We start from the raw sequence: 2,694 nt of genomic DNA, 5'->3' as shown, positions 1-2,694 counted from the left end.
GCTGTTCGAATGCGGCATCGTCGGCCTCGCCGTCACCGGCCTGATCATCTGGATCACCGAATACTACACCGGCACCAACTATCGTCCGGTGAAGTCGATCGCGGCCTCGTCGGTCACCGGCCATGGCACCAACGTGATCCAGGGGCTGGCAATCTCGATGGAATCGACGGCAATGCCCGCGATCGTCATCATCGCCGGTATCCTCGTCACCTACAGCCTCGCCGGCCTGTTCGGCATCGCCATTGCGACCACGACCATGCTGGCGCTGGCCGGCATGATCGTCGCGCTCGACGCATTCGGTCCGGTCACCGACAATGCCGGCGGCATCGCGGAGATGGCCGGCCTGCCGAAGGAAGTCCGCAAATCGACCGATGCGCTCGACGCGGTCGGCAACACCACCAAGGCCGTCACCAAGGGCTACGCGATCGGCTCCGCTGGTCTCGGCGCCCTGGTGCTGTTTGCGGCCTACAATGAAGATCTCAAATTCTTCATCGGCAATGCTGCGAAGTTTCCGTACTTCCAGGGCGTGCTGCCTGACTTCTCGCTGAACAACCCCTACGTCGTGGTCGGGCTGTTGTTCGGCGGCCTGCTGCCGTACCTGTTCGGCGCGATGGGCATGACCGCGGTGGGACGTGCGGCCGGCGCGATCGTCGAGGAAGTGCGGCGTCAGTTCCGCGAAAAGCCCGGCATCATGCAGGGCACCGACAAGCCGGATTACGGCAAGGCGGTCGACCTGCTGACCAAGGCGGCAATCAAGGAAATGATCATCCCGTCGCTGTTGCCGGTGCTGTCGCCGATCTTCGTCTACTTCGCGATCTACGCGATCGCGGGCGGCGGCGCGGCCGGCAAGTCGGCGGCGTTCTCGGCGGTCGGCGCGATGCTGCTGGGTGTGATCGTGACCGGCCTGTTCGTCGCGATCTCGATGACGTCGGGCGGCGGCGCCTGGGACAATGCCAAGAAGTACATCGAGGATGGCCATTACGGCGGCAAGGGTTCTGACGCGCACAAGGCGGCGGTGACCGGCGACACCGTCGGCGATCCCTACAAGGATACGGCAGGTCCCGCCGTCAACCCGATGATCAAGATCACCAACATCGTGGCGCTGTTGCTGCTGGCGATCCTGGCGCATTAAGTGTTTACGCTGCGGCTGAAACGAAAACCCCGCGGTGCGAGCCGCGGGGTTTTTGCTTTCTCGGCTCGCTCAGCTCGCGTTCCCCGGATGCTGCGCAGCGCGCCGCGCTTGCGGCGTGGTGCGCTGCTGATCCGGGGTCCATGGCGACGGAAGAAAAAGCTTGGGTCCCGGCTCTGTGGAGCAGCGCGAAGCGCGCTGCACCGCGTCCGGGACACGAGATCAATTCACGTCCATCTGCAGGCCTTCCTGCTTGATGATCGCGGCGAACTTCGCCGTCTCCGCCTGCACGAACTCACTGAACTGCGCCGGCGTGCCGTAGTCGGCGCGGGCGCCCATGGTGGCGATGGTCTTCCTGATGTCGTCGCGCTCGAGCATCGCCTTGACCTCCTTGTTTAGGGCGTCGACGACCGGAGCCGGCGCCGCTTTCGGCAGGAATACGCCGAACCATGAGGAGACATCGAACTTCGCAAGTTCAGGCGCGCTTTCGCGCATGGTCGGAATATCAGGCGCCGATGCGCTGCGCTCGGGCGTGGTCACGGCCAGCGCGGTGAGCTTGCCTTCCTGGGTCTGGGGCAGCGACGGGTAGAGATTGTCGAACAGGATCTGAACATCGCCGGCGAGCGCGGCCTGCAGCGCGGGACCGGCGCCGCGGAACGGCACATGCACCATCTTCAAGCCGGTGAGTTGCAGGAACCAGGCGGCGGTGAGGTGAGGGCTCTGTCCGACCCCGGAGGAGCCGTAGTTCAGCTTGTCCGGGTTGGCCTTGATGTAGGCGATCAGCTCGGCGATTGACTTGATGCCCGTGGAGGGATGCGCGGAGACGATGTTCGGAATCCGGATCATGTTGCTGACCGGCTGCAACTGCTCCGCTCGGTAGGCCATGTTGCGGAAGATGCTGTAGGCGATGGCGTTGGGACCGGGATTGCCGATCAGGATGGTGTGCCCGTCGCCCTTGTTGCGCGCGACCTCCACTGTTCCGATGGTGCCGCCGCCGCCCGAGCGGTTTTCCACCACCGCGGACTGGCCCCAGGCGGTCTGCAGGTGGGCGGCCAGCAACCGTCCCATCACGTCGGTTGAGCCGCCGGCGGCCGCCGGTACGATGATGCGGATGGTTTCGGTCGGCCGCCAGTCGGCGCCGAGGCTTGGGCGCGGCAGGATTGCCGCCGTCGAAAAGGCAGCGGCCCCCGACAGCATGCTGCGGCGAGAAAGAAATTGGCTGGTCACGCGTTCGCTCCCTGCTGGAATATTCTTCTGCGGGGGAGCGTAGGCAGCGCGCGGCCGTCCGGCAAGCGCGCGACTTGGCGCAGGCGGCTTTAGTTAAAGGAGAGCAGCTTGAACAGCGGCGTCAGGTAGCTGAGTTCCTGGCCGGAGGTCGGCGTGGTGCGGCTGATGAAATCGAAGATCTTGCCGTCCTGCAGCCCGTAGTTGGCGAGCCGCCGCACTTGCCGGTTCTTGTCGAAATAGATCGCGATCACCCGCTGGTCGACGACCTGCTGGTTCATGAACGCGACCTTGCGTTCGGAGCGCTGCGAAATGTAGTAGAAAACTTCGCCGTTCAGTGT

Annotated in this window: 2 protein-coding genes and 1 pseudogene; 1 reads left to right on the top strand and 2 read right to left on the bottom strand. The window is 64.6% G+C overall.

Translation table 11 applies throughout. The features are described 5' to 3' along the window. A partial coding sequence (locus WCE35_RS19175; protein WP_424594898.1) for a sodium/proton-translocating pyrophosphatase occupies nt 1–1,132 on the top strand: 1,132 nt, incomplete at its 5' end. A 219-nt stretch (nt 1,133–1,351) separates the two neighbouring features. On the opposite strand, the gene WCE35_RS19170 is transcribed toward WCE35_RS19175, so the two are convergent. Together WCE35_RS19170 and WCE35_RS19165 are read right to left on the bottom strand one after the other, a co-directional pair. After that, the gene (locus tag WCE35_RS19170; protein ID WP_424594899.1) at nt 1,352–2,326 is read right to left on the bottom strand and encodes a Bug family tripartite tricarboxylate transporter substrate binding protein; all 975 of its coding nucleotides are present in this window, start codon (nt 2,324–2,326) and stop codon (nt 1,352–1,354) included. A gap of 119 nt (nt 2,327–2,445) precedes the next feature. Beyond that, nucleotides 2,446–2,694, bottom strand: a pseudogene (locus WCE35_RS19165) (outer membrane protein assembly factor BamE); the annotation flags it as partial.

Origin of the sequence: Bradyrhizobium sp. (assembly GCF_049691595.1) — a bacterium.
Classification (GTDB): Bacteria; Pseudomonadota; Alphaproteobacteria; order Rhizobiales; family Xanthobacteraceae; genus Bradyrhizobium.
The sequence above is the reverse complement of the archived record's forward strand: the minus strand, read 5'-3'. Positions and strand labels throughout refer to the sequence as shown.

Bases quoted from the DNA above. Each gene is read 5' to 3' on its own strand.
- WCE35_RS19170 (WP_424594899.1), bottom strand. From the start codon at position 2,326: ATGCTGTCGGGGGCCGCTGCCTTTTCGACGGCGGCAATCCTGCCGCGC.